This is a genomic window from Kocuria sp. LUK (assembly GCF_021012935.1).
Taxonomy (GTDB): domain Bacteria; phylum Actinomycetota; class Actinomycetes; order Actinomycetales; family Micrococcaceae; genus Kocuria; species Kocuria flava.
In genome coordinates this window covers 357,037-381,951 of record NZ_JAJMZI010000002.1, presented here as the reverse complement: position 1 = coordinate 381,951, position 24,915 = coordinate 357,037, and the positions used below count along the sequence as shown (strand labels likewise).

General features: G+C 74.3%; 22 protein-coding genes. 9 read left to right on the top strand and 13 right to left on the bottom strand.

What is annotated here, in order from left to right; all coding sequences use genetic code 11:
* Positions 1-21: 21 nt before the first annotated feature.
* Genes LQU92_RS04530 through glyA form a run of 6 tightly spaced genes read right to left on the bottom strand, consistent with a single transcriptional unit; the run spans position 22 to position 7,866 of the window.
* Complete coding sequence (locus LQU92_RS04530; RefSeq protein WP_101851137.1) at positions 22-1,422, bottom strand: L-serine ammonia-lyase; 1,401 nt, start codon at positions 1,420-1,422, stop codon at positions 22-24.
* Positions 1,422-2,126, bottom strand: coding sequence for a sarcosine oxidase subunit gamma (locus LQU92_RS04525; RefSeq protein WP_230777716.1), 705 nt, complete (start codon positions 2,124-2,126; stop codon positions 1,422-1,424). Before LQU92_RS04525 ends, LQU92_RS04530 begins: the two co-directional genes overlap by 1 nt.
* On the bottom strand, positions 2,119-5,034 hold the full coding sequence (locus LQU92_RS04520) for a sarcosine oxidase subunit alpha family protein (protein WP_230777714.1): 2,916 nt from the start codon (positions 5,032-5,034) through the stop codon (positions 2,119-2,121). The genes LQU92_RS04525 and LQU92_RS04520 overlap by 8 nt, the downstream gene beginning before the upstream one ends.
* Entirely contained in the window at positions 5,031-5,318 is a 288-nt protein-coding gene (locus tag LQU92_RS04515; protein ID WP_058857684.1) for a sarcosine oxidase subunit delta, read from the bottom strand. Before LQU92_RS04515 ends, LQU92_RS04520 begins: the two co-directional genes overlap by 4 nt.
* Before the next feature lie 20 nt (positions 5,319-5,338).
* Positions 5,339-6,556, bottom strand: coding sequence for a sarcosine oxidase subunit beta family protein (locus LQU92_RS04510; RefSeq protein WP_230777712.1), 1,218 nt, complete (start codon positions 6,554-6,556; stop codon positions 5,339-5,341).
* On the bottom strand, positions 6,556-7,866 hold the full coding sequence (glyA, locus tag LQU92_RS04505; protein WP_230777710.1) for a serine hydroxymethyltransferase: 1,311 nt from the start codon (positions 7,864-7,866) through the stop codon (positions 6,556-6,558). Before glyA ends, LQU92_RS04510 begins: the two co-directional genes overlap by 1 nt.
* 154 nt (positions 7,867-8,020) lie before the next feature.
* Here glyA and LQU92_RS04500 point away from each other — a divergent pair, with 154 nt between their 5' ends.
* From LQU92_RS04500 to LQU92_RS04475, 6 genes are all read left to right on the top strand, one after another.
* Complete coding sequence (locus LQU92_RS04500; RefSeq protein WP_230777707.1) at positions 8,021-8,680, top strand: GntR family transcriptional regulator; 660 nt, start codon at positions 8,021-8,023, stop codon at positions 8,678-8,680.
* A gap of 189 nt (positions 8,681-8,869) precedes the next feature.
* Positions 8,870-10,213: an MFS transporter gene (locus tag LQU92_RS04495; RefSeq protein ID WP_230777704.1), complete on the top strand. Its 1,344-nt coding sequence runs from the start codon at positions 8,870-8,872 to the stop codon at positions 10,211-10,213.
* 93 nt (positions 10,214-10,306) lie between these two features.
* On the top strand, positions 10,307-11,563 hold the full coding sequence (locus LQU92_RS04490; RefSeq protein ID WP_230777695.1) for a M24 family metallopeptidase: 1,257 nt from the start codon (positions 10,307-10,309) through the stop codon (positions 11,561-11,563).
* 128 nt (positions 11,564-11,691) lie between these two features.
* Positions 11,692-12,468, top strand: coding sequence for a creatininase (locus tag LQU92_RS04485; RefSeq protein WP_101851145.1), 777 nt, complete (start codon positions 11,692-11,694; stop codon positions 12,466-12,468).
* Positions 12,469-12,475: 7 nt separating this feature from the next.
* A complete protein-coding gene (locus LQU92_RS04480; RefSeq protein WP_230777693.1) occupies positions 12,476-14,314 on the top strand; it encodes a BCCT family transporter in 1,839 nt (612 codons plus the stop codon).
* 201 nt (positions 14,315-14,515) lie between these two features.
* Complete coding sequence (locus LQU92_RS04475) at positions 14,516-15,319, top strand: IclR family transcriptional regulator (RefSeq protein ID WP_230777691.1); 804 nt, start codon at positions 14,516-14,518, stop codon at positions 15,317-15,319.
* 82 nt (positions 15,320-15,401) lie between these two features.
* Here LQU92_RS04475 and LQU92_RS04470 read toward each other — a convergent pair whose 3' ends face one another.
* Positions 15,402-15,950 (bottom strand): CueP family metal-binding protein, encoded by a 549-nt coding sequence (locus LQU92_RS04470; RefSeq protein ID WP_230777689.1) that lies wholly within the window; start codon positions 15,948-15,950, stop codon positions 15,402-15,404.
* Between the two features lie 305 nt (positions 15,951-16,255).
* Here LQU92_RS04470 and LQU92_RS04465 point away from each other — a divergent pair, with 305 nt between their 5' ends.
* Both LQU92_RS04465 and LQU92_RS04460 read left to right on the top strand, forming a co-directional pair.
* On the top strand, positions 16,256-16,996 hold the full coding sequence (locus tag LQU92_RS04465) for an SDR family NAD(P)-dependent oxidoreductase (RefSeq protein WP_230777686.1): 741 nt from the start codon (positions 16,256-16,258) through the stop codon (positions 16,994-16,996).
* Positions 16,997-17,137: 141 nt separating this feature from the next.
* Positions 17,138-17,824, top strand: a complete 687-nt coding sequence (locus LQU92_RS04460; protein WP_230777683.1) for a hypothetical protein — start codon at positions 17,138-17,140, stop codon at positions 17,822-17,824.
* A gap of 43 nt (positions 17,825-17,867) precedes the next feature.
* On the opposite strand, the gene LQU92_RS04455 is transcribed toward LQU92_RS04460, so the two are convergent.
* Positions 17,868-19,097 (bottom strand): multidrug effflux MFS transporter, encoded by a 1,230-nt coding sequence (locus tag LQU92_RS04455; RefSeq protein WP_230777679.1) that lies wholly within the window; start codon positions 19,095-19,097, stop codon positions 17,868-17,870.
* A gap of 53 nt (positions 19,098-19,150) precedes the next feature.
* Positions 19,151-20,314 carry a PP2C family protein-serine/threonine phosphatase gene (locus LQU92_RS04450; RefSeq protein ID WP_230777677.1) on the bottom strand — a complete coding sequence of 388 codons (1,164 nt, stop codon included), beginning with the start codon at positions 20,312-20,314 and terminating at the stop codon, positions 19,151-19,153.
* Positions 20,315-20,479: 165 nt separating this feature from the next.
* Here LQU92_RS04450 and LQU92_RS04445 point away from each other — a divergent pair, with 165 nt between their 5' ends.
* Complete coding sequence (locus LQU92_RS04445) at positions 20,480-21,118, top strand: hypothetical protein (protein ID WP_230777674.1); 639 nt, start codon at positions 20,480-20,482, stop codon at positions 21,116-21,118.
* 56 nt (positions 21,119-21,174) lie between these two features.
* On the opposite strand, the gene LQU92_RS04440 is transcribed toward LQU92_RS04445, so the two are convergent.
* From LQU92_RS04440 to LQU92_RS04425, 4 genes are all read right to left on the bottom strand, one after another.
* Positions 21,175-22,209 (bottom strand): hypothetical protein, encoded by a 1,035-nt coding sequence (locus LQU92_RS04440; RefSeq protein ID WP_230777671.1) that lies wholly within the window; start codon positions 22,207-22,209, stop codon positions 21,175-21,177.
* Positions 22,206-22,568, bottom strand: coding sequence for a YciI family protein (locus LQU92_RS04435; protein WP_230777669.1), 363 nt, complete (start codon positions 22,566-22,568; stop codon positions 22,206-22,208). The genes LQU92_RS04440 and LQU92_RS04435 overlap by 4 nt, the downstream gene beginning before the upstream one ends.
* 40 nt (positions 22,569-22,608) lie before the next feature.
* Positions 22,609-23,577: an asparaginase gene (locus tag LQU92_RS04430; RefSeq protein ID WP_230777667.1), complete on the bottom strand. Its 969-nt coding sequence runs from the start codon at positions 23,575-23,577 to the stop codon at positions 22,609-22,611.
* 112 nt (positions 23,578-23,689) lie between these two features.
* Complete coding sequence (locus LQU92_RS04425; RefSeq protein ID WP_230777665.1) at positions 23,690-24,640, bottom strand: hypothetical protein; 951 nt, start codon at positions 24,638-24,640, stop codon at positions 23,690-23,692.
* Positions 24,641-24,915: the final 275 nt, after the last annotated feature.

Sequence of the window (24,915 nt, the reverse complement as noted above, 5' to 3'; positions counted from 1 at the left end):
GCCTCCCCCTGCGGGCGCGGATCAGCATTCGACGACGTTGACGGCGAGTCCACCACGAGAGGTCTCCTTGTACTTGATCTTCATGTCCTTGCCGGTCTCCCGCATGGTCTTCACGGCCTGGTCGAGGGAGACCTTGTGCTCGCCGTCGCCCTGCAGGGCCAGCCGTGCGGCGTTGACGGCCTTGACGGAGGCGATGGCGTTGCGCTCGATGCACGGGATCTGCACGAGCCCGCCCACCGGGTCGCAGGTCAGCCCGAGGTTGTGCTCGATGCCGACCTCGGCGGCGTTCTCGACCTGCTCGGGGGTCCCGCCCAAGACCGCGCACAGCCCGGCGGCGGCCATCGAGCAGGCCGAGCCGACCTCGCCCTGGCAGCCGACCTCGGCCCCGGAGATCGAGGCGTTCTCCTTGATGAGGATGCCGATGGCGCCGGCGGTGAGCAGGAACCGCACCACGCCGTCGTCGTCGGCCCCGGGGACGAAGCGCGCCCAGTAGTGCAGCACGGCCGGGATGATCCCGGCGGCCCCGTTGGTCGGGGCCGTCACGATCCGCCCGCCGGAGGCGTTCTCCTCGTTGACCGCCAGCGCGAAGAGGTTGACCCACTCCATGGCCCGCAGCGGGTCGTCGACCCGCCCCGGCGCCGCGGCGGCGGCCGCCTCGAGCTCCTGCAGCCGGGCGCGCAGGGCGGGGGCCCGGCGGCGGACCTTCAGCCCGCCGGGCAGCGTGGGCTCCGGGCGGGTGCACCCGTTCTCCACGCACTCCTGCATCACGGCCCAGATCCGCAGCAGCGCCTCGCGCGTCTGCTCGTCGGGGCGCCAAGCCCGCTCGTTGGCGAGCATCACCTCGGCGATGCTCAGCCCCTCCCGGCGGCAGACCGCCAGCAGCTCGGCCCCGGAGCGGAACGGGTGGGGCACCACCGTGGCGTCCGCCACCACCCGGTCCGCGCCGGCGGCCTGCTCGTCCACCACGAAGCCGCCGCCCACGGAGTAGTAGGTTCGCTCGCGCAGCACCTGCCCGTCCGCGCCCAGGGCCCGGAAGGTCATCCCGTTGGGGTGGGCCGGCAGGGACTTGCGCCGGTGCAGCACCACGTCCCCGGACCGGTCGAAGGGCACGGGGCGCACCCCGGCGAGCAGCAGCTCGCCGCGCTCGCCGGTGGTGCGCACCGTGTCGTCGGCGGTGTCCGTGTCGACCGTCTCGGGGTCCTCCCCGAGCAGGCCCAGGACCACCGCCTTGTCCGAGCCGTGGCCCCACCCGGTGGCGCCGAGGGAGCCGTAGAGCTCGGACTTCACGCGGGCCACCTGCTCGAGCAGGCCGTCGGCCCGCAGGCCCTCGGCGAAGCGCCGGGCCGCCCGCATCGGGCCCACCGTGTGGGAGGAGGAGGGCCCGATGCCGACGGAGAACAGGTCGAGGACGCTGAGGGCCATCAGGGCACCTGCGGAGCCGCGAACTCGGTCATGGCGTCCAGCAGCCAGCGGGCCGTGTAGTCCGCGAAGGAGGCGCGCGGCAGAACCCGCCACTCCTGCTCCCCGGTGCGCCACAGCAGGACCTGGACCGGGCCCAGGGTCGTGGCCACGGCGGTGCCGGCCGCGAAGGCCCGCGGGTGCAGGTCCATCGGGCAGCCCTTCTCGAGGACCTCCCGCGCCGAGGGGCCCGAGAGCTCGAGCGTGGTGCGGTTGGCGGAGAGGTCCACGACCTGCCCCGGCACCCCGGCCCCGGCCAGCGCCTCGGACAGGCGCACGGCCGCCGGGGCGGTGGACAGGCTCGGCAGGGCCCCGGGCTCGCGCTCGGCGCCCCCGGTGAGCCCGGCGGGCACGACCGTCTCGTCGGGGCCCACGAGCAGGAACTCGTCCGGGCCCAGCCACAGCACGGCGGTGGTCGCCGGGTCGCCGGTGACCTCCCCGTGGCCGCCCGGCAGGGGCAGGCCGGTCAGGTCCGTGACGGTCGAGGCGGAGTCCGTGCCGGGCACGAGCCGCAGCCCCACCATCGTCAGGAACGGCACCTCGCGCAGGGCCACGCCCCGCTCGCCCGTCACGGTCCGCTCCGCCATCGCCCCGGCCAGGTGGGCCAGCGGGCTGCGGCGCAGGGTCGTGAGGTCGGTGGCGTCGTCGGTCATCAGCTGCTCAGCCATCTCGGCGGTTCCCTTCGGGGTCGTAGAGGACGGGTTCGGCGAGGACGACGTCGACCAGCCGCCCGTCGAGCGGGGCCTGGAGCGTCTCGCCGATGCGGTTGCGGCCGTTCTTCACCAGGGCCAGGCCGAAGGTCCGGCCCAGGGCGGCGCTGCGGTAGCTGGAGGTCACGTGGCCCTCCATCGGCACGGGCCCCTCCTCCGGGGTGACGGGGGTGCCCGCGGTGATCAGCTGGGCGCCCTCCGGCAGCCGGAACTGCGGGTCGGCCGGCAGGACCGCCACGAGCTGCTTGCGGTCCTCGCTGGTCGCGGAGGGCCGGGAGTAGGAGCGCTTGCCGATGAAGTCCTTGGTCTTGGACACCACCCACTCCATGCCGAGGTCCTGCGGGGTGACGGTGCCGTCCGTGTCCTGCCCGACGATCGGGAAGGCCTTCTCGGCGCGCAGCACGTGCATCGTCTCCGTGCCGTACGGGGTGATGCCGAACTTCTCGCCGGCGGCGGCGACGTCCTCCCAGGTGCGCAGCCCGTACCAGCCGGCCACGTTGATCTCGAAGGCCAGCTCCCCGGAGAAGGAGATCCGGCAGATCCGCGCGGGGACCCCGGAGGCCAGCACGGTCTCGCGGAAGGCCATGAACGGGAAGGCGTCCTGGGAGACGTCCAGGTCCGGGGCCAGCTCCGCGACGACGTCCCGGGACCTCGGGCCGACGACGGCGATGGTCGCCCACTGCTCGGTCACGGAGGTCATGACCACGTCCAGCTCGGGCCACTCGGTCTGCGACCACTCCTCGAGCCACTCGAGGACCTTGGCGGCCCCGCCCGTGGTGGTGGTCATCAGGTACCGGTCCTCGTCCAGGCGCAGGGTCACGCCGTCGTCGAAGACCATGCCGTCGGGCGTGCACATCACGCCGTAGCGGCCCATGCCGGGCTTGAGCTTCTTGAACGCGTTGGTGTAGACGCGGTTGAGGAACTCGCCGGCGTCCTTGCCCCGGATCTCGATCTTGCCGAGGGTGGTCGCGTCCATGAAGCCCACCGACTCGCGCGCCGCGGCGCACTCGCGCAGCACGGCCGCGTCCATGTCCTCGCCCGGCTGCGGGTAGTACCAGGGGCGCTTCCACTCCCCGACGTCCTCGAACAGGGCCCCGTGCGCCTCGTGCCACTCGTGCATCGGGGTGCGGCGGGCGGGGGCGAACAGCTCCCCGCGCTGCCGGCCCGCGAGGGCGGCGAAGGCCACCGGGGTGTAGGGGGCGCGGTAGGTGGTGGTGCCGATCCCGCCGACGTCCTGGGTGTTCAGCGCCGCGGCGATCACGCCGATGGCGTTGACCCCCGAGGTCTTGCCCTGGTCGTTGGCCGTGGAGATCGAGGTGTAGCGCTTGACGTGCTCCACCGAGCGCATCCCCGCCCCGACCGAGCGCAGCACGTCGGCCACGGTCTGGTCGCGCTGCAGGTCCACGAAGGAGTTCCGCCACTCGGCCGGCTCGCCCTCGCGGGCGGGCACGAGCCACAGGGGCCGCACCGGGGCGGACTCGACGCTCTCCGCCTCGGGGGCGGAGGGCTGGACCTGGAAGCCGGCCCGGCGGGCGGCCTCGGCGCCGGCGAGCGCGCCCTCGGTGAGGCACCAGGACAGGTCCGTGGTGCCGTTGACCGACCCGGCGGTGTGCTGGCCGGCCACCGGGGCGGCGGGCACGAACGCGGCGAGGCGCTCGTCCCAGATCAGCTTGCCCTGCCGCTGGCTGTGCAGGTGCACCACGGGGGTCCACCCGCCGGAGACGGCCAGCAGGTCGGCCGGCAGGGTCTCGGCGGGGCCGGCGGGCTGCCCGTCGTCGTCGAGCGGAGCGACGACGACGCCGCTGACGCGGCCCCCCGCGCCCTCGCCGAGGGTGTCGACCACGGCGCTGCCGGTGAGCACGCGCACCCCGGCCGCGGCGGCGAGCTCGGCCGCCCGACCCTCGAGCCGAGGCCGGGAGTCGACCACGGCGGCCACGCCCACCCCGGCGGCGGCGAGGTCGGCGACCACGTCGTAGGCGGAGTCGTTGGTGGTGGCCACGACGACCTCGGACCCTGCGGCCACGCCCCAGCGGTTGAGGTAGGCGCGCACGGCGCCGGCGAGCATGATCCCCGGCCGGTCGTTGTTCTCGAACACGATCGGGCGCTCGTGGGCGCCGGTGGCCAGCACGAGCTGGCGGGCGCGCACGTGCCAGATCCGCTCGCGGGAGACGCCCTCGGCGGGGGCGCCGCCGAGGTGGTCGGTGCGCCGCTGGACGGCCACGATGTAGTTGCTGTCGTAGCTGCCGATCGCCGTGGTGCGGGCCAGGACGGTGACCTCGGAGGCGTCCTCGAGCTCGGCGACGACCGTCCGGGTCCACGCGACGGCGTCCTCGCCGTCGATGCGCTGGTCCCGGCCGGCGAGCAGGGACCCGCCGGCCACGGGCTGCTCGTCCATCACCAGCACGCGGGCCCCGGAGCGGGCGGCCTCGCGGGCGGCGGCCAGGCCGGCGGGCCCGGCGCCGACGACGAGCACGTCGGTGTGCACGTGCTTGTGGTCGTAGACGGCCCGGTCCTCCCGGGGGTCGAGCTGACCCATGCCGCGCAGCCACGTGGCGGACAGGCCGTCGGTGAGCTCCACGGCCGGGGCCGGCAGCATCGACTCGTCGACGTCGGCGGAGGTGCGGGCGGCGACCTTCACGAGGGCGTTGGGCTCCTCGACGCCGGCGGCCATGATCCCGCGCGGGCGGCCGAGGTACATCGAGTCGGCGCAGGAGAGCCGGCCGGCGGCCAGCAGGGCCGAGGCGAGGGTGTCACCGGGGTGACCGGTGAGCTCCTGGCCGTCGATGCTGAAGCGCACGGTGGCCGAGCGGTCGATGCCGTGGGCGGGGCTGCGCTCCGCGGACAGGCGCTGGGGCTGGGTGGTCATCGGACACCTCCGTTCTGCGGGGCGGTCTCGCCCATCCGGTAGACGGCCTGGATCTCGTAGGTGGCGGTGTCGCGCACGACGTTGAACCACCGGCGGCAGCCGGTGCTGTGCGCCCAGCGCTCCTTGAGCAGGCCCTTGGGGTTGTTGCGGTAGAAGAGGTACTCCGCCCACTCCTTGTCGGACAGGGCCGAGGGGTCCTCGGGGTAGGCGACGTGTGCTTCGCCGCCGTAGTGGTACTCGGTCTCGTTGCGCGGCCCGCAGTAGGGGCACTCGATGAGCAGCATGGTCTCTCTCTCCTGGTCCGCTAGTGCGCCACGGCGGCGGCGCCGTGCTCGTCGATGAGGACGCCCGTCTCGAACCGCTCGAGGCTGAAGGGGGCGTTGAGCGGGTGCGGCTCGTCGTTGGCGATGGTGTGGGCGAAGGTGTAGCCGGCCCCGGGCGTGCCCTTGAAGCCGCCGGTGCCCCAGCCGCAGTTGACGTACATCTGGTCCACCGGGGTCTTGGAGACCACCGGGGAGGCGTCGAGGGTGACGTCGACGATCCCGCCCCAGGTGCGCAGGACGTGGGCCCGGGCGAAGATCGGGAACAGCTCGACGGCGGCGGCCATCTGCTGCTCGATCACGTGGAAGGACCCGCGCTGGCCGTAGCCGTTGTAGGCGTCCACGCCGGCGCCCATCACGAGCTCGCCCTTGTGCGCCTGGGAGACGTAGACGTGCACGTGGTTGGACATCACCACGGTCGGGTGGACCGTCTCGTGCAGCTCCGAGACCAGGGCCTGCAGCGGGTGGGACTGGATGGGCAGGCGGAACCCGGCGAGCTCGGCGAGCACCGAGGAGTGCCCGGCGGCGGCGAGGCCGACCTTGCCCGTGCGGATCGTCCCGCGGGAGGTCTCGACGGCGACCACGCGCTCGCCGTCCTTGACGAACCCGGTGACCTCGCAGTTCTGGATGATGTCCACGCCCATGCGGTCGCAGGCCCGGGCGTAGGCCCAGGCGACCCAGTCGTGCTTGGCGATGCCGGCGCGCGGCTGATAGGTCGCGCCCATCACCGGGTAGCGGATGTCGTCCCCGATGTTGATGATCGGGCACAGCTCCTTGACCTGCTGCGGGTCGATCCACTCGGCGTCCACGCCGTTGAGGCGGTTGGCGTTGACCCGGCGCACGCTCTCGCGCACGTCCTGGAGGGTGTGCGCCAGGTTCATCACGCCGCGCTGGGAGAAGAAGACGTTGTAGTCGAGCTCGTCCTCCATCTGCTCCCACAGCTTCAGGGAGTGCTCGTAGATCCCGGCGGACTCGTCCCACAGGTAGTTCGAGCGGATGATCGTGGTGTTGCGGGCCATGTTGCCGCCGGCGAGCCAGCCGCGCTCGAGCACGGCGATGTTGGTCATGCCGTGGTTCTTGGCCAGGTAGTAGGCGGTGGCCAGCCCGTGCCCGCCGCCGCCGACGATCACGGCGTCGTAGGAGGGCTTGGGGTCGGGGTTGTGCCACAGGAAGTCCGGGTGCTCCGGCAGGAGATCGGCCATCAGAGGGCTCCGTTCAGGACGGGGGCGGACAGGTTCGGGTAGAGCGGGAAGCGCTCGGTCAGGGCGGTGACGCGCTCGCGCAGCCGCTCGGTGTGCGCCGGCTCGGGCTCGCGCACGAGGGCCTCGGCGATGATGTCGGCGACCTCGGCGAACTCCTCGGGCCCGAAGCCGCGGGTGGCCAGGGCCGGGGTGCCGATGCGCAGCCCGGAGGAGACCATCGGCGGGCGCGGGTCGAAGGGCACCGCGTTGCGGTTGACGGTGATCCCGATCGAGTGCAGCCGGTCCTCGGCCTGCTTGCCGTCCAGCTCGGAGTCGCGCAGGTCCACGAGGACCAGGTGCACGTCGGTGCCGCCGCTGACCAGGTCGATGCCGGCGGCCAGCACGTCCGGGGCGAGCAGGCGCTCGGCGAGCAGGCGGGCGCCCTCGAGGGTGCGCCGCTGGCGGTCGCGGAACTCCTCGCCGGCGGCGTGCTTGAAGGCCACGGCCTTGGCGGCGATCACGTGCTCGAGCGGGCCGCCCTGCTGGCCGGGGAAGACCGCGGAGTTGATCTTCTTCGCCAGCTCCTGGGTCGTGAGGATCACGCCGCCGCGGGGGCCGCCGAGGGTCTTGTGGGTCGTGGAGGTCACCACGTGGGCGTGGGGCACGGGGTTCGGGTGCAGCCCGGCGGCGACGAGCCCGGCGAAGTGGGCCATGTCGACCATGAGCCAGGCGCCGACCGCGTCGGCGATGCGCCGGAACTCGGCGAAGTCCAGCTGACGGGTGTAGGCGGACCAGCCGGCGACGATCATGCGGGGCCGGTGCTCCAGGGCGAGGCGCTCCACCTCGGCCATGTCGATCCGGTGGTCCTCCGGGGAGACGCCGTAGGCCACCACACGGTAGAGCTTGCCGGAGTAGTTGAGCTTCATGCCGTGGGTGAGGTGCCCGCCGTGGGCGAGGTCCAGGCCGAGGATCGTGTCCCCCGGGTCCAGCAGCGCGAACATCGCGGCGGCGTTGGCCTGGGCCCCGGAGTGGGGCTGGACGTTGGCGTGCTCGGCGCCGAAGAGCGCCTTGAGGCGGTCGATCGCGAGCTGCTCGACCACGTCGACGTGCTCGCAGCCGCCGTAGTAGCGCCGGCCGGGGTAGCCCTCCGCGTACTTGTTGGTCAGCACGGAGCCCTGGGCCTCCATGACCGCGCTCGGGGCGAAGTTCTCGGAGGCGATCATCTCGAGCGTGGACTGCTGGCGGCGCAGCTCGGCATCGACGGCGGCGGCGATCTCGGGATCGCTCTCGGCCAGCGGCTGGTACAGAGGGGACTCCTCGTGCACGGTCATGTGACCTCCTGGGATGTCTGCGGTGTGCAACTGATATATCAGTTGTTGACCCTTAGTATGTGAGCAGGGCCACTCGGGGTCAAGCACTTTTTTCCGGGAGGTCCGAACACCCGTCACAGCACCGTCATCCCCGCCGCAGGAAAGGGTTCCCCGCATGCTGCTGCAGCACGACGACGCCACGGAGGGCGGACGGTCCCTGGCCGACCAGGCCTTCCTCCGGCTGCAGGACCGGCTGATCCTGCTCGACATCCCACCGGGCAGCCCGCTCAACGAGGCCCGCCTCAGCGAGGAGATGGGCGTGGGGCGCACGCCCCTGCGCGAGGCCCTCAAGCGCCTGGAGTCGGAGCACCTCGTGGTCACCTACCCCCGCCGGGGGACCTTCGCGACCACCGTGGACATCACCGCCCTGTCCGAGATCTCGCAGGTGCGCGAGGTCCTGGAGCCGCTGGCCGCCCGCCTGGCCGCCGAGCGGCACGGGGGCGCCGCCCGCGAGCGCCTGCTGCGGCTGCGGGACCAGCTCGAGCAGCCGGCGGCGGAGGAGCGCGAGGACACGCTGCGCTGGGACGTGGCCATCCACCGCGCCGTCTACGCCGCCGCGGGCAACGCCCACCTGGAGACGACCCTGACCCGCTACGGCAACCTGGCCACCCGCATCTGGTGCGTGGCCGCCGACCGCATCCCGCAGCTGCAGGAGCACATCGCGGTGCACACCGCCCTGCTCACCGCAGTGCTCGAGGGCCGCGACGAGGAGGCTGCCACGATCATGCTCGAGCACATCCGCGACTTCGAGGAGCAGGTGCGCAAGGTCCTCTGACGCGCCTCCTGCTGGTTGCGGCAGCGCTCGCGCATGCCGTCGCCCCACGGTTTGGAGCAACTGTGTTGCAGACCGTTACCGAGGATTGACACGAATTAACGCGGAACCCATTGACCGTGAGCCGGATCACTCCCTACATTGAGGCAACGCTGTTGCAGAAGATGCAACACACCACCCCAGGGAGATGAGATGTCCCACCCCTCCGACGCCGCCGCCGCTGCGGCCCAGGCCGTGCCGGCGAGCCCGCCGGCCCCCGGCGCCCCGGATCCCTCGGTCCGCCGCCGCGTGGTGGCCGCGAGCTTCATCGGCAACTTCGTCGAGTGGTTCGACTACGCGATCTACGGGTACCTGGCCGCGACCATCGCCGTGGTCTTCTTCCCCGAGTCGGACCCGCAGACGGCCCTGCTGGCGACCTTCGCCCTGTTCGCGATCTCGTTCTTCGTCCGCCCGCTCGGCGGCTTCGTCTGGGGACACCTGGGCGACAAGCTCGGCCGGCGCACCGCGCTGTCCCTGTCGATCCTCATCATGTCCGTCTCGACGTTCTGCATCGCCCTCATCCCGGGCTACGCGACCATCGGCATCTTCGCCCCGGTGCTGCTGCTCGTGGTGCGCATCGTGCAGGGCTTCTCCGCGGCCGGCGAGTACGCCGGGGCCTCGGCGTTCCTCGTCGAGTACGCCCCCGCCAACCGCCGCGGCCTCTACGCCGCCGTGGTCCCGGCCTCCACGGCCACCGGCCTGCTCTTCGGCTCCCTGTTCGTGGCCGGGCTCACCGCGCTGCTCTCCGACGACCAGCTCAGCAGCTGGGGCTGGCGCATCCCCTTCCTGCTCGCGGCGCCCATGGGCCTGATCGGCCGCTACATCCGCACCAAGCTCGAGGACACCCCCGCGTTCCAGGAGCTCACCGAGGAGGACGAGGTCATCCAGGCCCCGGTCCGGGACATGTTCCGCAACCACTGGGGCGCCCTGCTGCGCGCCGTCGGCGCGGTGCTGCTCAACGCCGTGGGCTTCTACGTGCTGCTGAGCTACATGCCGACCTACCTCTCCGAGGAGATCGGGCTCGGGAGGACCGAGTCGTTCCTGGCCACCTCGATGGCGCTGCTGTCCTACGTCGGCTTCATCTTCCTCACCGGCCTGGCCTCCGACCGCTTCGGCCGCAAGCGGATGCTCATGGCCGCGTCCGTGAGCTTCGTCGTGCTGACCGTGCCGGCGTTCATGGTCCTGGAGTCCGGGACGTTCCTGGCCGTGCTGGCCGTCCAGGTGCTGCTGGGGGCGATGCTGACCCTCAACGACGGCACGCTGCCGAGCTTCCTGGCCGAGCTGTTCCCGACCCGCATCCGCTACACCGGCTTCGCCGTGAGCTTCAACCTCGCCAACGCCGTCTTCGGCGGCACCGCGCCCTTCATGGCGACGCTGCTGATCTCCGCCTTCGCCACGAACCTCGCCCCGGCCTGGTACCTGATGGCCGCCGCGGCCGTGTCCTTCGTCGCCGTCGCCCTCTCCCGGGAGACCGGCGGCAAGCCCCTGGAGCACTGAGCGCTCCCCCGACAGACCACCCCTGCCGGTCCGGCGCCGCCCGGCGCGGACCACTCCACACCCGAAGCACGCACCACCCACGGAAGGATCACCATGACCACCACGACCGCCACCAACGCCACCTCCGTCGCCGAGCTCGAGCGCCTGAAGGTCCTGCACAACGGCCAGAAGGAGCAGCTGACCTTCTCCGACGCCGAGTTCGAGCGCCGCCTCACCGGCCTGCGGAAGATCATGGCGGCCAAGCAGCTGGACGCCGTGATCCTCACCAGCTACCACGGCATCAAGTACTACTCGGACTTCCTGTACACGACGTTCGGCCGCAACTACGCCCTGGTCGTCACCGCCGACGACTCGGTCACGGTCACCGCCAACATCGACGCCGGCATGCCGTGGCGCACCAGCTACGGCGACAACATCGTCTACACCGACTGGCAGCGCGACAACTTCTACTTCGCCCTCCAGGAGGTCCTGCGCCAGCGGGGCGTGAAGGCGAACCGGATCGGCGTGGAGGACGACGCGCTGCCGCTGCTGACCCGTCAGCGCATCCAGGCCGCCTTCGAGGGCGCCGAGCTCGCCGACGTCTCCCAGGACGCCATGCGCCAGCGCATGATCAAGTCCGCCGAGGAGATCGAGGTCATCAAGCACGGCGCCCGCATCGGCGACCTCGGCGGCGAGGCCATCCGCGCCGCGATCCGCGAGGGCATCACCGAGTACGAGGTCGCGCTGGCCGGCACCGAGGCGATGGTCCACGAGATCGCCCGCACCTTCCCGCACCGCGAGGTGCGCGACACCTGGGTGTGGTTCCAGTCCGGGATCAACACCGACGGCGCCCACAACTGGGCCACCACCCGCAAGCTGCAGCGCGGGGACATCCTGTCCCTGAACTGCTTCCCGATGACCTCCGGCTACTACACCGCCCTCGAGCGCACCCTGTTCCTGGGCGAGCCGGACGCCCGCTCGCGCGAGCTGTGGGAGATCAACGTCCAGGTCCACGAGCGCGGCCTCGAGCTGATCAAGCCGGGCGCGGTGTGCAAGGACATCGCCGCGGAGCTCAACGAGATCTTCGTCTCCCACGGCCTGCTGGCCAACCGCACCTTCGGCTACGGCCACTCCTTCGGCGTCCTCAGCCACTACTACGGCCGCGAGGCCGGCCTGGAGCTGCGCGAGGACATCGACACGGTGCTGGAGCCGGGCATGGTCGTGTCCATGGAGCCGATGATCACGATCCCGGAGGGCGAGCCGGGCGCCGGCGGCTACCGCGAGCACGACATCCTGGTGGTCGGCGAGGACGGCGCCGAGAACATCACCAAGTTCCCCTACGGCCCCGAGCACAACATCATCGAGGCCTGAGCCGCCCCCTCCCCCGGTGGCGCCGCCCGCGGGCGGCGCCACCGGTCTCCCCGGGCCTGCCGCCCGGGAACCCCGCACCCCGCACCGGGTCCGCGCCGCCGGCGCCCCGGGCACACGGAAGGATCCCTGTGGTCAGCACCCGCCACCTCGAAGACCTCGACGCCGCCTCGTACGAGGAGTACGCCTCCACCGGCCACGGCCTGGTGCTCGTGCCCACCGGGGCCACCGAGCAGCACGGCCCCCACATGCCCCTGGGCGTGGACGCGATGCTCTCCACCGCCGTCTGCGCCGCGGTCGCCGACGACCTCGACGCCGTGGTCGCCCCGGCGTTCCGCTACGGCTACAAGTCCCAGCCGCGCTCCGGCGGCGGCAACCACCGCGTGGGCACCACGAGCCTGTCGGGGCAGGCGCTGATCCTGCAGACCCGCGACGTGGTCGCCGAGTTCTTCCGCCACGGCATCCGCCGGGTCGTGGTCGTCAACGGCCACTTCGAGAACTACCAGTTCCTCTACGAGGGCCTCGACCTGGCCGTGCGCGAGCACCGCGACGACGACGGCGGGCCGGTGCGGGCGCTGCTGCTGTCCTACTGGGACTTCGTCGACGAGCAGACCCTGGAGGCCGTCTTCCCCGACGGCTTCCTCGGCTGGGACATCGAGCACGGCGGCGTGCTCGAGACCTCCCTGATGCTCCACCTGCACCCCGGGAAGGTCGACATGTCCCGGGCCCCGGTCCACCCCCCGGCCGAGCTGACCCCCTACGACGTGTTCCCCGAGGACCCGGCCCGCACCCCGGGCTCGGGCTGCCTCTCCTCACCGGCAGGCGCCACCGCGGAGCGGGGCGAGCTGCTGCTCAACGCCGTGCGGGCAGGCATCGCCCGCGCGGTCTCCAGCGAGTTCGGGAAGTGAGTCCGACATGACCAAGCACCTCGAGACCGGTCCGGCGTCCGCGCCGGACCACGGCAACGGGTACTCCGACGTCGACGTGACGACCGGGGCCATCAACATCCCGCGCTTCCGCGGCCGGCACCTGCCGCCCCTGGACCGGACCATCATCGCCGTCCTGCCGCCGCTGCTGATCATCGCCGTGCTGGTGGTCGTCACGCTCGACCCGGCCGGCGCCGCGGAGTCGATCTCCGGTGCGCGCACGTTCGTGACCGGCAACTTCACGTGGCTGTTCATCCTCTACTCGGTCGTGGCCGTGGCGGTGTGCCTGTGGCTGGTGTTCAGCCGGGTCGGCAAGGTCCGCCTCGGCGGCCCGGACGCCCGCCCCGAGCACGGGAAGTTCGCCTGGTACTCGATGCTCTTCGCCTGCGGGCAGGGCATCGGCCTGATCTTCTGGTCCGTGGCCGAGCCCATCATGCTGCGCGACGAGAACCCGGTGGTGCCCGCCGGCCCGGACGGCGCCGGCGAGGGCGCCATGGTCTGGTCCTACTTCCACTGGGGCTTCACCGCGTGGGCGATGTACTGCGTGGTCGCCGTGTGCCTGGCCTACTCCCACCACAACCTGGGCAAGACCCTGACCTTCCGCGAGGCCACCGTGGACATCCTGCCCAAGTGGTCCCAGCGCGGGGCCGGCGTGGTCGTGGAGCTGCTCGCCATCAGCGCCACGGTCCTCGGCCTGGCCACCTCCTTCGGCTTCGCCGCCATGCAGTTCAGCTCCGGTCTGGGCTCCTTCACCGGGGTCTCCTCGGGCCCGGGCCTGTGGCTGGTCGTCATCCTCGGGCTGGGCGGGCTCACCGCCGTCTCGGCGTTCTTCGGAATCAACAAGGGCATGAAGCGCGTCAGCGAGCTCAACTCCGTGCTGAGCATCGTGCTGATCGCGGCCGTGTTCGTCTTCGGTCCCACGATCTTCCTGCTCTCGAACATCACCCAGACCTTCGGCTCCTTCCTCGCGAACTTCACCGCGATGAGCTTCTGGACCGACGCCGGCACCTCGGGCCGGCCGCTGGAGACCTGGCAGGACAGCTGGAACGGCTGGTGGACCGTGTTCATCTGGTGCTGGGTGATCGCCTTCAGCCCCTTCGTCGCCGGGTTCATCGCCCGCATCTCCCGCGGACGCACGATCCGCGAGTTCGTCATCGGCGTCACCGTGGTCCCCTCCCTGATCGTCATGATCTGGATCGGCGTCATCGGCTCGGCCGCCCTGTACTACGACGACCGCAGCGACCGGGGCATCTCCGAAGCCGTGGCCGCCGACACCTCGAGCGGGCTGTTCGTGATGCTCGAGTCCGTGCCCGTCGTCGGGTCCCTGCTGCTCGTGGTGGCGACCGTGCTCGTGGCCACCTACTACGTCACCTCGCTGGACTCCGGCGCCCACGCCCTGGCGGAGTTCGTCTCCGCCCCGCGCAAGGCCGGCCCCCTCTTCCGCGTCGTGCTCGTGGCCAGCATCGGGGCCGTGGCCGTCACGCTGCTGACCCTCGGCGGGACGGCCGTGGTGGACACGGTCCAGACCGGCACCATCATCGGCGCGTTCCCGTTCTCCTTCATCATCCTGCTCATGATCGCCAACCTGGTCCGCCGCCTGATCACCCGCAACCGGGAGATCGTGCGCCTGGAGCGGGAGGTCAACGACCCGACGCCCACCGCCGCGGAGCGCCTCGCCGGGGCCCGCATGGAGGCCGGGGACCTCCCGCCCGCCTCGCGCGCGGAACAAGCGGGTCCGGAACGGCCGGGTCCGGAGCGGCCGAGCCCGAACGGCACGGGTCCGGCCTCCGCCCGGGCCGGCACCGAACCGGCGGCCACCGGCCCCTGAGCCGCTGAGCCCCGGGCCGCCCGCTCCCCCCGACGGGGGACGGCGGGCGGCCCCCTCCCCCAGCACCGGCACCGGGTGCGGCGTCCCGCGGCGCCGCACCCGGTGCCGTGCCCGTGCCCGGCCGGGTCGCGGGCCCCGTGGCCCGGCGCGCGCCGGTGCGGGCCCGCGGGAACCGTCCGATGGTGAAGAATGGTCAGTCCTATGCCTGTGTCAGCCGAGAGCTCCCCGTCCAACGGCGAGGCCCGCGCCGCCTCCGTCGTCTCCAACGCGATCAGCGTGCTGCGCTGCTTCTCCACGGAGAGCCCGTCGCTGGGCGTCACCGAGATCGCCGCGCAGGTGGGCCTGCACAAGAGCACCGTCTCGCGGATCCTCTCGGTCCTCGAGCAGGAGGAGCTGGTCGAGCGGGACCCGCAGAGCCGGCGCTTCCGGCTCGGGCTCGGGCTGATCTCCGTGACCGGGCCCCTGCTGGCCGACCTCGACGAGCGGCGGGTCGCCTACCCGGTGCTCCAGGCCCTGGCCGAGCAGACGGGGGAGACGAGCACCCTGATGCTGTGGAACGGCGCCGAGAGCGTGTGCGTCGAGCAGATCCCCAGCCGCCGCCAGATCAAGCACACCACCCCGCTGGGCGCCCGCTTCAACACCGCGCACAGCGCCTCGGTGCAGGTATTCCTCGCCGCCCAGCCGGCCGAGCGGGTCCGGACGATGCTGCTGTCCGGGGCGATCGAGCACCCCGCACCCACCGAGGACGCCGTCACCGCCTACCTCGGGCTGCTGGCGGAGGTCGCCCGCGACGGCGTGGCCCTCAACTACGGGATGACCTCGGTGGACGAGGTCGGCGTGGCCGCCCCCGTCCACGACCACCGCGGCGAGCTGGTCGCGGTCACGATGATCGCCGCGCCCCGCTACCGGGTCGGCGAGGAGCAGGCCCGCCTGCTGCGGGACGTCTGCCGCGCCGCCGCCGGGGAGATCTCCCAGCGCCTGGGCGGCTCGACCGGCAGGGTCTGACCCGGACCGACGGGATCCCCGCGGCACGGGCCGGGGTGCGGGACCCGGCCGGGCGCGCGGGCCGTGTGCGGTGCGGCCGGGCTCAGACCAGCCGCATGGTGGTCAGGCAGGTCGGGTCCCCGGCGGAGGTCCCGAACGCGGTGCGCGCCGCCCCGTCCGCGGAGGAGACCTCCACGGTGCCGGTGATGTCCTTGGGCAGCCAGAAGCCCACGAACCCGTTCTCGTAGCTGGTGACCTGCTCGTCGACGAGCACCGCCCCGGACGCGTCGGTGATCCGCACGTCGAGGTCCTCGCCCACGAGCTCCCCCTGGCAGCCGGAGAGGCTGTGGGCGAAGCACTCGTGCGTCGTCGTCCGGTACGGCGCGATCGCGAGGTAGAACCGGTCCTCGGGCATCGGCAGGGAGGTCTCCGCGGCGCCGTCGGCCAGCAGCACCTCGTCGTAGGTCACGGACCCGGCGAGACCGGCCTCGCGGTCCTCGTGGGTGCGGTCGAGCTGCGCCACGACCTCCTCCGTGCTCATCCCGGTCAGGCCGTGCTCGGCCAGCAGCGGGTCGGCGGAGCCGTCGTCCCCGGCGCAGGCGGACAGGAGCAGCACGGCGGCGGCGGAGAGGGGGAGCAGCACGGATCTCATGCGCCCAGGCTACCGGGGCCGGCGGTCCTCTCCTCCCGGGGCGCCCGACCTCCCCCGCGCGGCTCAGCCTCCGGGCGGATCCGCCGCCGCACCCGCGTCCCTGCGCTGGGAACCGCCGGATCCGGCCACCACCGGGCGGGGCACGCCGGTCACATCCCGGCGGGGAGGCACGGACCCGTTGTGCTGCGGCCGCGGCGGTGCTCTGCTGGAGGAGCGGGAGCCGCGGCGGGGCGTCGTCGTCCGTCCGGTCCCGTCCGGGGGGCGCGGGGGCGCCCCGGTCACGAGCGACGCGGAAGGGGAGCGCCATGGGGACGCTCGAGGGACGGACGGCGCTGGTCACCGGCGCGGCGCGCGGGATCGGGGCGGCCGTGGCCGTGCGCCTGGTCGAGGAGGGCGCCCGGGTGATGCTGGCCGACGTCCTGCCGGAGACGGACGTGCACCCCGCGCTCGGGGCCCGTGCCGAGCGGGTGCACCTCGACGTCACGGATGCCGGGGGCTGGGCCGCGGCGGTGGACGCGACGGTGGCGGCCTTCGGCGGGCTGGACGTGCTGGTCAACAACGCGGGGATCGTCGCCTTCGGGCACACCGCGGAGCACTCGCGGGAGGACTGGGACCGGGTGCTGGCCGTGAACCTCACCGGGGTGTTCCTGGGGCTGCAGGCGGTGGTGCCCGCGATGCGCGAGCGCGGCGGCGGGTCGGTCGTGAACGTCTCCTCGATCGCCGGGCTGCGCGGCTACGAGCGGATCCCCGCCTACACCGCCTCGAAGTTCGGGGTGCGCGGGCTGACGAAGACCGCGGCGCTGGACCTCGCGGCCGACGGCATCCGGGTCAACTCGGTGCACCCCGGCTTCATCGCCACCCCGATGACCGAGGGCATGTCCCCGGACGTCGAGCACGTCGCGATGGCCCGGGCGGGCCGGCCGGAGGAGGTCGCCGCGACGGTGGCCTGGCTCGCCGGGGACGACTCGTCGTTCGTGACGGGCGCCGAGGTCGTCGTCGACGGCGGGGAGACCGCCGGCACCGCCCACAACCCGGTCCTGGGCTGACCCCTGTGCCGGGGCCTCCCGCCCGGATACCCTGGAGGTCCAGGGCCGCAGGGTTCGGGAGGATCCCATGAGCACCACGCACCGGCGCCGCACCCACCGGGACGTCCCGCACGGGGCGCCCCGCCCGCGGGGAGCACGGCCGTGATCGCCGCAGCCCTCGCCGCCGCCCTCCTCGCCCTGGGCCTGCTGGTGCACCTGGCCCTGACCGCCGTGCGCGCCACCGGCGCCGCTGCGCCCCTGCGCCCCCGGATCACCCCCGAGCAGGCCCGGCACGCCGGGGCGGAGGACATGCGCGCGGCCTGGCTGGCCGCCCAGCTGGGCGCCCTGCCGCCCCCGCAGCGGGGCGGCGGGGACGCGGCCTTCGTGGCGGCGCGGCTGGCGGAGGTCCCCCGGACGGACTGGGACGAGGCCGCCCTGCGCCGGCACGGCCAGCTCCTGTGGTCGCTGCGCCCGGCGGCCGCCCGCGCCGGGCTGCTCGCGGAGGTCGAGGAGCGCCTGGACCGGGTCGCGGCGATGCTCTCCGACCTGACCGGGCGGGAGTTCGACACCCGGCTCGGGCAGTCCGACGAGCGCTGCCTGTGCCATCCCGACCCGCAGGTGCGCGCCGCCTACCTCGCCGGCGGCTCCGACGGGGTGGACGCCGTCATGCGCACCATCTCCGAGGCCAGGGCGCGCGGGCGCCAGGACGCGGCCGCCCGGGCCGCCGCGGACTCCCTGGCCCGGCAGCGCAACGCCGCGCTGCGGGCGCTGCGCGAGATCGACCGCGCGACCCGCACCCGGGACGACCACGCCGCGTGGGACGAGCAGGCCCGGCAGCTCGGCGGCTGAGGCGGCACACCGGGCCCTCGCCCGGGGGAGCGGCCCGGCCCGCTCAGCGGGAGAGCCGGGTCGCCACGACCGCGGCGCCCAGGGCGAGCACCGCGCAGCCGGCCATGAGCACCGCCATCGGCACCGCCGTGTGCTGCCCGGCGATGCCGCTGAGCGGGGAGACCAGCCCGCCCAGGAGGAACTGCACGAGCCCGAGCACGGCGGAGCCCGCACCGGCCCGGCCGGGCACCCGCTCCTGGGCGAGGGCCGTGGCGTTGCCCATCACGAAGCCCACGCAGGTCTGGACGACGAACAGCTGCACCAGCGTGGTCCACCCCGTGATCCCGGCCAGGACCAGCCCCAGGCCCACCACGGTGACCGCGGCCAGGACCGTGAGCGCCGTGCGCAGCACCACCGCCGGGTCGATCCGGTCGACGAGCCGGGCGTTGACCAGCGCCGCCGCGATCATCCCCGCGGCGTTGACGGCGAAGACGGCGGAGTAGGCGAGCGCCGAGTAGCCCAGGACGTTCTGCACCACGAACGAGGACGCCGAGACGTAGGAGAACAGGGTGCCGAAGCTCAGCCCGAAGACCAGCGCCCAGGCCATGAACGGTCCGTTGCGCAGCACGGCCCGGGAGCCGGCGACCGCCGCCCCGATCCCGCCGGTGCGGCGGCGGGACCGGGGCAGGGTCTCCGGGACCACGAGCACCGAGCACAGGAGCATCAGCAGCCCGAAGCCGGCGAGCGCCCAGAAGGCGACCTGCCACGGGGCCACCGTGGCGATGACCCCGCCGAGCAGCGGCGCCACGACCGGGGCCAGGGAGGTGATGGTCGCCAGCGCCGAGAACAGCTTCGCGGCCTGCCGGCCGGTGGCGATGTCCGAGACGACGGCGCGGGCGATGACGACCCCCGCCGCCCCGGCGACCCCCTGCAGGGTGCGCAGGGCCAGGACCGTGCCGATGCCGGGGGCGAGCACGACCGCCACGGAGCTGAGCAGGAAGACCACGTTGCCCGCGACCATCAGCCGGTGCCGGCCCAGCACGTCCGAGACGGGCCCGAGCAGGAACTGCCCCACGGCCATGCCGACCATGTAGGTCGTCATGGTCAGCTGCACGGCGGAGGCGGAGGCGCCGAGGTCGTCGGCCATCGCCGGCATGGACGCGAGGTAGATGTCCATGGCCATGGGGCTCACGGCGCTGAGGATCCCCAGCGCGCCCACGAGGACGAGGTGGTCGGCGCGCCCGGGCAGGTCCAGGCGGGAGCGCACGGGCTCGGGCGGGCGGGACGAGGACATGCGGCTCCTGGGACGCGGGGCGGGAGGGCGGGCCTTCCCGAGGCTACTCCCGCTCAGCCGGCGCGGCGCAGGGCGAGCACGGTGACGTCGTCGTCGAGCCCCCGCTCGAGCGCGAAGCGCAGCACCCGCTCGACGAGCTCCTCGCAGCCTGCGCTGTCCGCCACGGCCCGGCCGGCGCGGGCGAGGGCGGCGGGGACGTCCGGGAAGTAGTCGAGCAGCCCGTCGCTGATCACCAGCAGGGTCTCCCCGGGCGCGAGCCGCTCGGTGCGCGGCTCCCACGTGCTGCCCGGCAGCGCGCCCAGCGGCAGCCCGGAGGAGCACAGCCGGCGGTGGGCCCCGGTGGGGTCGCAGACGACGGCGAGGCCGTGACCGGCGTCGACGTAGTCGAGGACGCCGGTGCCGAGATCCACCCGGGCGGCGAAGGCGGTGACGAAGGTTCCGGTGTCCTCGAGGATCGACTCCAGGGCGGCCCCGGCCCGGTCGACCGCGGCCCGCTGGTCGTTGTAGCGGGCGGACCCGTGCAGGACCGCGCGCACCGAGGCGGCCAGCAGGGCGGCGGGCAGGCCCTTGCCCATGACGTCGGCGACGTGCAGCTGCAGCCGTCCGTCCTGGACCCACCAGTCGTAGAAGTCCCCGCCGAGCTCGCGCGCCGGCGCCCACCGGGCCGCGAGGTCCCAGCCGGGGACGGACGGGGCGGTGCGCGGCATCAGCATCCGCTGCACCTGCCCGGCGTGGTCGATCTCGTGCTGGGCGGCGAGCTCGTGCTCGACCAGCCCGGCCAGCTCGGCCAGGATCGCCTGCTCGCGCGCGGTGAGCTCCCGCGGGACGGGGTCGGTCAGGCACAGCGAGCCGATCCGCTCCCCGCCGGGGGCGCGCAGCGGGTGCCCGGCGTAGAAGCGCACGGGCGGGTCGCCGCGGACGAAGGGGTTGGTGCGGAAGCGGTCGTCGGCCGCGGCGTCGGGCACCACGAGCGCGCCGGGGTGCTCGACGGTGCGGGCGCAGAAGGAGTCCCGCCGCGGGGTGTTCACCAGTCCGGGCAGCCCCACCTCGGCCTTGGTCCACTGCCGGTCGGCGTCGACGAGGTTCACGGCGGCGGCGCCCACCCCGAAGATCTGCTGGGCGAGGCGCACCACGCGGTCGTAGCGCTCCTCCCGCGGGGTGTCGAGCACGCCCAGGGCGTGCAGGGCCCCGACGCGCTCGGCCTCCGAATGCTCCATGCACTTCACTCTAGCCAGCGCACGGTGCGCGGCGCCCGACGACGGGGCCGGGCCGCCCACGGCCCCGGGCGGAGGCGCCGCGGGGGCCGCGGGGGCCGCGGGGATGGGTCATCATGGAGGTCCCGAGGACCCGCCGCCCGGTCCTCCCGCCCGCCAGGAGACCCCGTGCCCAAGAGCAAGCCCCGCAAGAAGGCCGCCGCGAAGAAGAAGCAGGAGCGCCGCCGGTTCCACGCCGGGGCCGCCGCGCCCGAGCCGGAGATCACCGGCGCCGAGCAGGGCACGTGGGACGACGACGCCCACGAGCTGCTGGTCGCCCGCGGCTGGACGGCCTACCGCGACCTGGAGATGGACCAGCTCGGCGACGGCTGGGAGTGGCTGCCCTCGCAGCTCCCGCTGGACGCCGGCGTGGGCGGCGAGCCCGGGCCCACCTCCGTGTTCGCCGCGGCCGAGGGCGGCTTCGACGTCGAGCTCGCCTCCGCGAGCGGCAGCGTGGCCGCGGACCGGACCGCGCACTACGACACCCTCGAGGAGCTCGCGGGCGACCTCGACGCGATCGAGGCCTGGCGGGTGCCGGACGGGGAGTACGTGCTGCCGGAGGTGCCCTCCTTCTCGGGCGACACCCCGGAGGAGATCTGCCGGCTGTGGACGGGCGGGATGATCGACCACTGGGAGCTCGTGGCGGACCTGATCCACTTCCCCTACGACGAGGTCCCCGGCGGGTTCGCCGCGGTCGAGCGGGCGCACCGGCTCGGGCAGGTGCCCGCGAACCTCTACGAGGCGGTGCTGCGCGGCCGCGCGGGCTGACGACGGGCCGGTCCCGCACCGGCCGCCGCGCGGCGCGGGACCGGGCCGGCAGGGTCTCAGTGCGGCTCGGGCGTGCGCGGGCCCCGCACCTCGCGGGACCCGCCGCGGCCCGCACCGCGCTCCCGGGGCCGGGGGCGCAGGCGGGGCACGGGTCCCTCCGTGGCCAGCTGGTCCCGCCACAGGGCCGCGACGTCCTCGGGGGTGTAGGTCGCGGCGACCTGGGCGTCGTTGCCCCCGCCCAGCACGTTGTGCGGCCACAGGCCGCCCCACACCGTGCCCGGCACCGCGGGGTAGGTGGTGGCGCCGTCCGCGACCGGGCGCACGGGCACGCCCAGGCGCAGGGCGGTGGCGTGCAGCCAGACGTCGTCGGCCCGCGGGCAGCACCGCTCGAAGGCGGGCCCGGCCTCCCGCAGCGCGTCGAGCACCCGGGGCGGGTAGAGCACTCCGGACAGCCCGGTCGCGAAGGTCCGCCGCGAGACGGTGCCCGGCACGGCCGGACCCCACTGGGCGTAGGGCAGCACCCGGCCGTTCTCCAGCCGGATCCGGTGGGCCCGGTGGGCGACGACGTCCTGCGGGTGGCGGGCGTGCGCGGCCACCAGCTGCTCGAGCCACCCCGGCCCGTAGAGGACGTCGTCGTCGGCGGTGACCAGGGGCAGCTCGTGGTGGGCGCACGAGACCACGTGGTGCCAGTACTTGTTGTGCGGGCCCCGGTCCGGGTCCGCGCGGCGCAGCTCGAGGCCGCGGGCGACCAGCCGGGCCAGCGGCGGCGGCGGGTCGGCCACGACGGCGGCGTCGGGGACCCACAGCACCAGCCGGCGGGGGCGCACGGTGCCGGCGGCGATGGCCTCGACGGCGAGGTGGGCGGTGCGCAGCCGCCGCCCGTGGGAGGCCAGGCTGACCACCACGGGGGCCTCGCCCAGCACCGAGGAGGTCGCGGTGCGGTTGGCCAGGGCCGCCGCCGCGGCGTCGCGGCCGGTCCGCACGAGGCTCAGCAGCCAGCGCAGCAGCTGCGCCGTGAGCGCCCGCGCGGCGACGCGGGCGAGGGTGCGGGCCAGCGCCCGGAGCCTGCCGAACCCGCGCGGGGGGTTCACGGCAGGTGCTCGGCCGGCTCTCCCTGGAACTCCCGCACCTCCACCGGCAGGGTCGTGGCGCGGGCCAGCTTGCGCCCCCACTCGATGGCCGCGTCGTAGTCGGGGGCGGCCAGCACGCAGATCCCCCCGGCGTGCTCGTCCTCCCGCTCGTAGGGCCCGTCCGTGGTGACGACGTCGTCCCCGTGGAAGCGGACGACGACGGAGGCCTCGGCCCGGTCCAGCCCGCCCGCGAAGACCCAGGCGCCGGCGGCCCGCAGCTCGTCGTTGAACGCGGCGACGCGCTCCATCACGGGCTCGAGCACCTCGGGGCCGGCCGGACCGCCGTCGGGCTGTTCGATGCTGAGCAGGTAGTGCTTCATGACGGGTCCTCCTGGGCTCGGGCGGGAACGGGGCCGGTGGTCACAGGTGCGGGCGCAGCGCCGCGGGCAGCTCGGCCGGGGCCGTGCCGTGGGAGAGCAGCAGCGCCACCAGGATGCGGGCCTGGAAGGGGCTGAGCTCCCCGGCGGGCACGGCGCCGGCGGCCACGAGGTCGACCCCGCCGCCGTCGCCGTAGCGGGGCACGACCGGCCCCCAGGGCACCCGGCTGCCGAGGACCACCGCGCACCCGCCCCCGACCGCGGCGCGCACGGCCTCGGCGAAGCCCGGCCCGGCGTTGCCCGCTCCGGTCCCGGCCAGCACGACCGCCTGCGCCCCGGAGGCCACGGCGGCCTCGAGCAGGTGCGGGGTCGCCCCGGGGTAGGCGGTGACGACCTCGACCCGGGCCGTGTCGAAGCCCGGGCCCGGCAGCGGCAGCGGCGGCCGGCGCACCGGCTTGGCCAGCACGTGCAGCCGGCCCCCGGCGATGCGGGCGACCTCGGTGCCGCCGGCGAACGGGTCGGGGGCGGTGGTGTGGGCCTTCCGGGCCCCGCGGGCGGTGCGCACGGTGCCGGCGAAGCCGATCACGGCCCCGCAGTGGTGCAGCGCGGTCGAGGCGGCGGCCAGCACGGCGTCGGCCACGTTGCCCGGCCCGTCGGGGGCGGGGCTGTCGGCCGGGTGCTGCGCCCCGGTGAGCACCACCGGCTTGGGCGAGGCGTGGACGAGGTCCAGCAGGAACGCGGTCTCCTCGAGGGTGTCGGTGCCGTGGGTGACCACCACGCCGTCGTTGCCGCGGTCCTCCAGGGCCTCCCGCGCGGCCTCGGCGATGCGGCGCAGGTCCGCCAGGTCCAGCCGGAAGCTGTTGGTGGTCAGGACGTCGCGGACGCCGACGGTGACGGCCCCGTGCGCGCCGCGGGCCAGGCCGGCGGCGCGGTCGGTCGCGACCGCCCCGGTCTCCCCGCTGCCGCGCGAGGCGATCGTGCCGCCGGTGCCGAGCAGCTGGACGTGGACCATGGCCTGCCTCCTGGACTCGCCTGCGTCGGTGGCCCGCCCCGGTCGCGCCGCTCCCGGGGGCCCGGGCACCGCTGGGTTCCGACGCTAGTCCCCGCGGCGCCGCGGCGGAAGGTCAGCCGCGCTGCGCGCGCCGGCCGGTGGGCGCGGCCTGCCAGGGCCGCACCCCGAGCAGGTCGGCGGCCTCCCGGTAGTGGGTGGTCACCAGGATCAGGCAGCCGGTCTCCACGGCGCGCCGGTAGCAGTGCGGGTCGAGCTCGTCGTCGTGCAGGTTCTCGTCGTAGCGGGTGAGGTCCAGGACCGTGGGGACGTCCCAGGACCGCAGCCGCAGCCCCTCCTCCGGGTCGGGCATGTACTGCCCGCCCCAGCCGATCAGCCGGGCCGGGTCGGGGGCCTCCCGGCGCACGTCCTCGGCCGTGCCGAGGCCATCCCGGCCGGTGGGGACGCAGTAGACGAGCTCGGGGGCGAGCTCGCGGTAGGCCGTCAGCTCCGCCCGGCCGTGGACGGCGACGACGACGTGGGCGGCGGCGTCGTGGGCGCGCACCAGGTGCACGACCTCGGCCGGGTCGACGTCGTGGGCGACCAGCCACAGCACCGCCCCGTCCCGCACCGCCCACGCGAGGAAGTCGGCGGCCTCCCGGACGCGGTGAGCGGAGACCTCGCCGTGGTTGTCCACGAGGCGCTGGCTGAGCACGTAGTCGGCCGACTGCTCGCTGATGGGGCCGACGCCCGTGCAGGCACGGCCCATGACGGGCTCGTGCAGGACCACGCACGTGCCGTCGACGGTGCGGCGCAGGTCCAGCTGCACGAGCACGCCCGGGCGGGTCGCGAGGACGTTCTGCGCCGACTCGAGGGCGGAGCCGGGCCAGGGGCCGTCCGGGTGGTAGCCCGCCCGGGACGCGACCAGCAGCGGCCCGGTGCGGGCCAGGTACTCGTGCCGGGTCGCGGCCGCGAGCTCGGCCGGGGAGCCGAAGCGCACCGGGTAGGGGCCGGTGGCGAACGGGTCGTGGGCGCTGCGGCAGCTCACCCGGTCCTCGGGACCGGGCGTGGCGGAGGTGGATGACATGGGGGAACTCCTCGGGGGGACAGGAGCGGGGCGGACGTGCTGCGGGCGGTCGGTCGGCCGCGGCGGGGGAGGCCGCGGTGGCGCGACCCGGCGGGAGCGGGCGGCACCGGCGTGGCCCACACACCGGTGCCCGTCCATTCCCGGAGGTCACGGGGCCATTGTGACAGCGGCGGTGCCCATCCGCGGGGAACACTCCGGAGCCGTGGCCCGCGGCGTGTGCTCCCCGCCCCCTCGCCCCGCCGGGGCGAGGGGGCGGGGCGAAAGTTCCGCCGAAA

Excerpts from the sequence above, each read along its gene's own strand:
- LQU92_RS04530 (WP_101851137.1), bottom strand. The coding sequence starts at position 1,422 with ATGGCCCTCAGCGTCCTCGACCTGTTCTCCGTCGGCATCGGGCCCTCC.
- LQU92_RS04525 (WP_230777716.1), bottom strand. The coding sequence starts at position 2,126 with ATGGCTGAGCAGCTGATGACCGACGACGCCACCGACCTCACGACCCTG.
- LQU92_RS04520 (WP_230777714.1), bottom strand. The coding sequence starts at position 5,034 with ATGACCACCCAGCCCCAGCGCCTGTCCGCGGAGCGCAGCCCCGCCCAC.
- LQU92_RS04515 (WP_058857684.1), bottom strand. The coding sequence starts at position 5,318 with ATGCTGCTCATCGAGTGCCCCTACTGCGGGCCGCGCAACGAGACCGAG.
- LQU92_RS04510 (WP_230777712.1), bottom strand. The coding sequence starts at position 6,556 with ATGGCCGATCTCCTGCCGGAGCACCCGGACTTCCTGTGGCACAACCCC.
- glyA (WP_230777710.1), bottom strand. The coding sequence starts at position 7,866 with ATGACCGTGCACGAGGAGTCCCCTCTGTACCAGCCGCTGGCCGAGAGC.
- LQU92_RS04500 (WP_230777707.1), top strand. The coding sequence starts at position 8,021 with ATGCTGCTGCAGCACGACGACGCCACGGAGGGCGGACGGTCCCTGGCC.
- LQU92_RS04495 (WP_230777704.1), top strand. The coding sequence starts at position 8,870 with ATGTCCCACCCCTCCGACGCCGCCGCCGCTGCGGCCCAGGCCGTGCCG.
- LQU92_RS04490 (WP_230777695.1), top strand. The coding sequence starts at position 10,307 with ATGACCACCACGACCGCCACCAACGCCACCTCCGTCGCCGAGCTCGAG.
- LQU92_RS04480 (WP_230777693.1), top strand. The coding sequence starts at position 12,476 with ATGACCAAGCACCTCGAGACCGGTCCGGCGTCCGCGCCGGACCACGGC.
- LQU92_RS04475 (WP_230777691.1), top strand. The coding sequence starts at position 14,516 with ATGCCTGTGTCAGCCGAGAGCTCCCCGTCCAACGGCGAGGCCCGCGCC.
- LQU92_RS04470 (WP_230777689.1), bottom strand. The coding sequence starts at position 15,950 with ATGAGATCCGTGCTGCTCCCCCTCTCCGCCGCCGCCGTGCTGCTCCTG.
- LQU92_RS04465 (WP_230777686.1), top strand. The coding sequence starts at position 16,256 with ATGGGGACGCTCGAGGGACGGACGGCGCTGGTCACCGGCGCGGCGCGC.
- LQU92_RS04455 (WP_230777679.1), bottom strand. The coding sequence starts at position 19,097 with ATGTCCTCGTCCCGCCCGCCCGAGCCCGTGCGCTCCCGCCTGGACCTG.
- LQU92_RS04450 (WP_230777677.1), bottom strand. The coding sequence starts at position 20,314 with ATGGAGCATTCGGAGGCCGAGCGCGTCGGGGCCCTGCACGCCCTGGGC.
- LQU92_RS04435 (WP_230777669.1), bottom strand. The coding sequence starts at position 22,568 with ATGAAGCACTACCTGCTCAGCATCGAACAGCCCGACGGCGGTCCGGCC.
- LQU92_RS04430 (WP_230777667.1), bottom strand. The coding sequence starts at position 23,577 with ATGGTCCACGTCCAGCTGCTCGGCACCGGCGGCACGATCGCCTCGCGC.
- LQU92_RS04425 (WP_230777665.1), bottom strand. The coding sequence starts at position 24,640 with ATGTCATCCACCTCCGCCACGCCCGGTCCCGAGGACCGGGTGAGCTGC.